5 protein-coding genes are annotated in these 6,232 nt (G+C 40.8%); all 5 read left to right on the forward strand.

What is annotated here, in order from left to right; genetic code table 11:
• Positions 1-313 precede the first annotated feature (313 nt).
• The gene (locus ACGLXV_RS11090; protein ID WP_391558632.1) at positions 314-1,624 is read left to right on the forward strand and encodes a Gfo/Idh/MocA family protein; all 1,311 of its coding nucleotides are present in this window, start codon (positions 314-316) and stop codon (positions 1,622-1,624) included.
• A 24-nt stretch (positions 1,625-1,648) separates the two neighbouring features.
• Positions 1,649-2,680 (forward strand): glycoside hydrolase family 88/105 protein, encoded by a 1,032-nt coding sequence (locus ACGLXV_RS11095; RefSeq protein ID WP_391558633.1) that lies wholly within the window; start codon positions 1,649-1,651, stop codon positions 2,678-2,680.
• An 84-nt stretch (positions 2,681-2,764) separates the two neighbouring features.
• Positions 2,765-4,852: a glycosyl hydrolase 115 family protein gene (locus ACGLXV_RS11100; RefSeq protein WP_391558634.1), complete on the forward strand. Its 2,088-nt coding sequence runs from the start codon at positions 2,765-2,767 to the stop codon at positions 4,850-4,852.
• Positions 4,849-5,538: a rhamnogalacturonan acetylesterase gene (locus tag ACGLXV_RS11105; RefSeq protein WP_391558635.1), complete on the forward strand. Its 690-nt coding sequence runs from the start codon at positions 4,849-4,851 to the stop codon at positions 5,536-5,538. The genes ACGLXV_RS11100 and ACGLXV_RS11105 overlap by 4 nt, the downstream gene beginning before the upstream one ends.
• Positions 5,539-5,573: 35 nt before the next feature.
• Positions 5,574-6,232, forward strand: a 659-nt coding sequence (locus tag ACGLXV_RS11110; protein ID WP_391558636.1) for a beta-galactosidase, incomplete at its 3' end; no start/stop codon positions are given.

Consider the following 6,232-nt stretch of genomic DNA (forward strand, 5'->3'; position numbering starts at 1 on the left):
GAGTCCGAAAGCGGGTCTGATTCGGACAGGAAAGTTCATGCGAGTAGGTTTTGAGTCCGAAAGCGGGTCTGATTCGGACAGGAAAGTTCATGCGAGTAGGTTTTGAGTCCGAAAGCGGGTTTGATTCGGACAGGAAAGTTCATGCGCGTAGGTTTTGAGTCCGAAAGCGGGTTTGATTCGGACAGGGAAGTTCATGCGAGTAGGTTTTGAGTCCGAAAGCAGGTCTGATTCGGACAGGAAAGTTCATGCGAGTAAGATTTGAGTCCAGATATTCTTTATTAAAAAACTTTGGTTACTAATTGGGGGAAGAACCATGAAGAAAATTGTTGTATGTGGGTTAAGTAATCGAGCATTAGGAATGTTCGTTTACTCCATCCTTCATCAATTTGGTTCGCAAAATCAAATTGTAGGATTACTTGATTCCGATGATCGAAGAATTGAACTTTGCAAGGAACGCTTTCCAGAATTATTAGCACTTCCCACTTATGATCCCGATCAATTCCAACAAATGATTGACGAAACAAATCCTGATACGGTGATTGTTACGAGTAGAGATGATACCCATATCAACTATATATTACAAGGGTTAGAGAGAAACTTAACTGTTATTACAGAAAAGCCAATGGTTACGAATGCTCACGATGCTAGAAGAATCATAGAAGCGGAAAAGGTGAGCAAAGGGAAAGTAATTGTCGCCTTCAATTATCGTTATAATCCGTTCCATCGAAAAATTAAAGAATTGATTATAGAAGGGAAAATTGGAAGAGTCACGTCGGTTGATCTTAATTGGTATATAGATACATACCATGGTGCCAGCTACTTTAAAAGATGGAACCGCAACCGGGAATTTTCAGGTGGATTATCGATTCATAAATCAACTCACCATTTTGACCTAGTCAATTGGTGGCTTGATCAGAAACCAGAAGAAGTGTTTGCCTATGGCGCCTTACATTATTTTGGCAAAGATGGAGAATTTAATCCAAGTACAACAGACCATCGGTATTGTAGTACTTGCGATGAAAAACAGTTGTGTCATTACTATATGCGCTGGTCCGACCGCAGAAATAATGTGAATGCGAAAGATGACCACATTAAAGCAGATAGCATTGAAAAGTCAGCACAAAACTATACGCATTATCGTCCGGATTCGTGTATTTTTGATCATTCTATTGAGATTGAAGATACATATGTGGCGACTGTAAAGTATGACAAAGGTGCGTTCTTGAGTTATTCCGTAAACTTCTCTCTTCCGTATGAAGGCTATCGATTAGCGATAAACGGTACGAAAGGGAGAATTGAAACCACTGAATACCATGAGCCAAGCCGAATTCCGTTTGAGGTTCCTGAACAGACGATTGAGTTTTATCCGTTATTTGGCGGGGCCAAGGAGACGATTCATGTTCTCCAAACTGGAGGAGGCCATGGGGGAGGAGATCCAGTTTTGTTGGAGGATCTGTTCTTAGGAGTCGATCAAACGCGCTCATATCCGATTTTAGCAGGTGCAGAAGCAGGGGCGTATTCCATTGCTGTTGGTGAAGGGGTATGGCGTTCGGTAAAAGAAAATAAGCCATACAAGATAGAAGACTTATTACGAAATAACGCAGATCTTTCTTTAACAAAGTAGATAACCAGCAAAAGGAGGATAAAAATGCCACAATTAATTCTCGAGCAAAACAAAGTTTCTCAGGCCATTGACCGCGTTGTCGGAAGGACCTTTCAAATGGATTTCGGATGGGATTGGCCAGGTGGGGTCGCTTTATATGGTGTAGCAGAAGCATACGAGGTAACCGGTGAGGAGAAGTACTTGCAATACATCAAGGATTGGGTCGATGCCGAGTTAGAAGATGGTCTTCCAAGACTGACCGTAAATGCTTCTTCCATTGGTCATATTCTATTAACCTTGCACAAGGAAACGAATGAAGAAAAGTATATCGAATATGCCACTCAAATGGCAGACTATTTACTCCATGATGCCGAGCGCTTTGCAGATGGTGTCCTGCAGCATACCGTTAACGGAAGTAAGTATCAATTTCCGGAGCAAGCATGGGTGGATACGATGTTTATGGCTGGGTATTTCCTGTTGAGAATTGGCCATCTGTTAGATAGAGAGGATTATTTCAACTTTGGTTTAAAGCAATACCATGGACATGAAACATTTCTCCAGGATGACATGACAAACCTATACTATCATGGCTGGGACAATATTTCACAAAATCATATGTCCTCGATTTTTTGGGCAAGAGGGAATAGTTGGGCAGCCTATACAATGGCACGAGCACTTGAATTGATTGAGGTTCAGCATCCGTCTTTTATGATTATCCAGGGGTCATTACGTGACCAATTAAGTGCTTTGGTTCGCTTACAATCAGAGTCAGGACTTTGGCATACGATTGTAGACGATCCTACCTCTTATCTTGAAACATCAGGATCAGCTGGGATTGCTGCTGCACTATTAACAAGAGGGAAGCTATACAACAAATATATTCAAAAATCGGTTGAGGCAATCCTTGGTCAAATCAGAGAGGACGGTTCGGTAATGGGAGTATCGGCAGGAACAGCTGTTATGTTCGATGCTAACGGTTACAAAGAAGTTCCTTATAAGCGAGTCCAGGGTTGGGGACAAGGGCTTGTACTAGCCTTTTTATCACTGCTTCTAAAAAGAGAGAATAAAGACTTGTAAACATTGAAACCTGTGGTAGTAGAAAGCTTCCACAGGTTCTTTAAATCAATAGATTCATGGATTGTGTGATAAAGGAGGAAAGAAATGAAACCTTCATATGTGGTGATTGATGGAAATTCAATGATTTCTATCCCCAAAACCGTCTCAACAGCAGTCAGGCATGCAGTTGAGATGATTAGCCGGGACCATGAAAAGGTACTGGGAAAATCACCTTCACTTGAAACAACTTTCACAGAAAAAGTGGATATGGTTATTAGATATGCTGAAACAGCAGATGAATGTCCTCAAAGACCTGAAGCATTTGGTTTTCGGTTTCTGGAACAACTCGGAAAATGGTCAATCCACATTATTGGTTATGACGATTTAGGAATCATCTATGGGTTGCTGCATTACAGCCAACAATACTTAGGGGTTGATCCTTTTTGGTATTGGGCGGATATTCCGATAAAACCGAAAACAAACATACATATTCCAACGACTGATTTTGATTCCCCAGAAAAAGCAGTAACGTACCGAGGCTGGTTTGTGAACGATGAAGTTTGTCTTATCGGGTGGAAGGAGGAATATCCACCTACGAAACAGGTATGGTATCCCGTTTTTGAAGCGTTATTAAGATGCGGAGGAAATATGGTTATCCCTGGTACCGACCTTCCGAGGCATGGGATTCATGCGAAATTAGCATCAGAAATGGGATTGTGGGTAACCCATCACCACGCGGAGCCGTTAGGAGCGGAAATGTTTTTAAGAGCATTTCCTGGTAAAAAACCAAGCTATAAGGAACATCCAGCGTTATTTGAGTCGTTATGGGAAGAAGCGATACAGAATCAGAAAGAGGACAAAATTGTCTGGGTGTTATCATTTCGGGGTCAAGGGGATGCGCCATTTTGGCTGTATGATCCGGAATTCGATACACCTGAAAAACGGGGTAAGATGATATCTAAAGTGGTGCGACGACAATACGACATGTTATGTGAATCTGTAGAGGAGCCTGTTTGTTCTATGGCTTTATACGGTGAAATTGCGGAGTTATATAAAGAAGGACACATCGATGTGCCGGAGGGAATTATTAAGATTTGGGCTGATAACGGCTATGGAAAAATGGTGTCGAGAAGACAAGGGAATGAAAACTACCGAATACCGGCTTTGCCGACTGCGGATGATCTCGGTGAACATGGAATTTACTATCATATTACGTTTCATGATCTTCAGGCGTCTAATCATTTGACTATGTTTCCCTCTTCTCCTGAACTCATTAAGGAAGAAGTAGAAAAGGCTTTACATGCGGGCGCTAACTCCTATGTTCTGGTTAATAGCGGTAATATTCGTCCTCATCTATACCCATTGGATGTAGTGAAAGAAATATGGACCTATGGCCAAGTAAAACTAGAAGAGCATATACAAACATTCATGAATCGTCTGTATACATCGAATACGAAAGAAATCTCACAGCTTTACAAAAGCTACTTTGAAAAAACAATCTCCTATGGTCCCCATTTAGATGACAAAGCAGGTGAGGAATTTTATCATCATCCAGCAAGAAAAATCATTGGGTATTGGCTAGAAGGAAAAACGAATACCCCTCATCCTAGACTGATCTGGGCAACTGGAGAGATTCCTTTTAAGGACCAAGTTTGCTGGTTTAAAGAAAAATGCGAAAGCGCTGTTTATGCGTGGGAACAGTTATTAGAACAATGTAATGAATTATCCAATCAGCTTTCAGAGCAAGACCGAAATCGTTTCTATGACCAATTTATGATACATGTTGAACTTCATGTGTCTGGCTGTAAAGGATTTATCACGTTATGTAACGCTTATCTTTCATATGTTAAGGAGGAATATCCGCTTGCATTTGTTCAGTTATATCAGTCAATGAAGGCTTATAAAAACGGTCAACTTGCTTTCAAACGTGCCGAAGTTGGAAAATGGGAAAACTTTTATCGCGCGGACTGGTTAACGAATATAGAAAGTACAATTTACTCTCTAGAAGCAGCCCGGAAATTTGTCCGAATGCATGGGGATAGTCCAGAATTCTTTTTATGGTACAAGGAATATTTAATGCCAGAAACAGAAAAGCATATTTATTTGGAAAATACCCATCGAAATCCATTATCTGATGATGAATTAGCTAAAAGGCTAGAAGAGAAGTTTTTCAGTAAGGAGGATAAGATGTGAAAAGCGATGTAACAACTAATCGAATCAGGCTTTTTTTGGCTGGAGATTCGACCGTAGCAAGCTGTCCTCGGAATGAGGCACCAATGGCTGGTTGGGGCCAAGTGTTTCAGTCTTTTTTTACAGAGGATATTAAAGTTCTTAATTTTGCGAAGGGTGGAGCAAGTACCAATACCTTTATTGAGCAAGGGTATTTAGATATCATACTTGAGTTCATTCAGCCGAACGATTACCTGTTTATACAATTCGGACATAATGATCAGAAATCTTTTGGTACCGAGCCCTTTACAAGCTATCCGTTAAACTTGACGGAATATGTAAATGGTGCACGAGAAAAAGGTGCAATTCCGATTCTCGTTACTTCTGTCCACCGAAGAAATTTTGATGAACAGGGACGGTTAGTAAATACTCTCGGGGAGTATCCAAGTTCCATGATTCAATTAGCAAAAACACTCGACGTACAATTGATTAACTTATGGGAAAAGACAGAAAAGCTCTATCAATCATTAGGTCCGGAAGATTCGAAAAAATTGTTTGTCTGGTTTCATGAAAATGAACACCCAAATTATCCGAATGGACTTCAGGATAACACTCACTTTTGTGAGTCAGGAGCAAAAGAAGTCGGAAAGCTCGTAATAGAAGGAATAAAGGAATTAAAACTGCCGATCATGTCTTTTATAAAAGAGTAGATTGATAGACTTACAAAGAAGAGAAGGTGAAAAATATGGGGAAGAAGTTATATCATGGAGCAGCTTATTACCCGGAGCTTTGGGATGAAAAGGCGATCGAAGAAGATATTAAGTTAATGAAACAAGCGGGTATTAATGTAGTTAGAATGGGGGAGTTTGCCTGGTCAACTATGGAGCCAGAAGAAGGGAAGTTTGAGCTAAGCTTTTTTGTGAAAATCATAGAAAGACTCTATGAAAATGGCATCGAGTCCGTCATGTGTACACCAACACCCACTCCACCTATTTGGTTCAGTCATGATCATCCAGAGCGTATGTATGTGGATCGAGACGGGAAGGCGATGGGGCATGGTTCTAGACAGCATGCATGTACCAACCATCCTTATTTTCGAGAAAGAGCCGCTATGATTACCGAAAATCTAGCAAAAGCAGTCGGAAGCTTGCCTGGAGTAATTGGATGGCAGATTGATAATGAGTTTAAGTGTCACGTGAGCGAATGTATGTGTCATACGTGTAAGGAACAATGGCATCTGTGGTTAAAGTACCGCTATGAAACAATAGAAAACCTTAATGACGCTTGGGGTACGAAGATTTGGAGTGAATATTATCATAGCTTTGAACAAGTGCCGCAGCCAGGTCCTGCTCCTTTCTTACACAACTCATCATTAAGTACAATGTACCAGATCTTTTCAATGGA

Source organism: Robertmurraya sp. (genome assembly GCF_036676585.1).
GTDB lineage: Bacteria > Bacillota > Bacilli > Bacillales > Cytobacillaceae > Robertmurraya_A.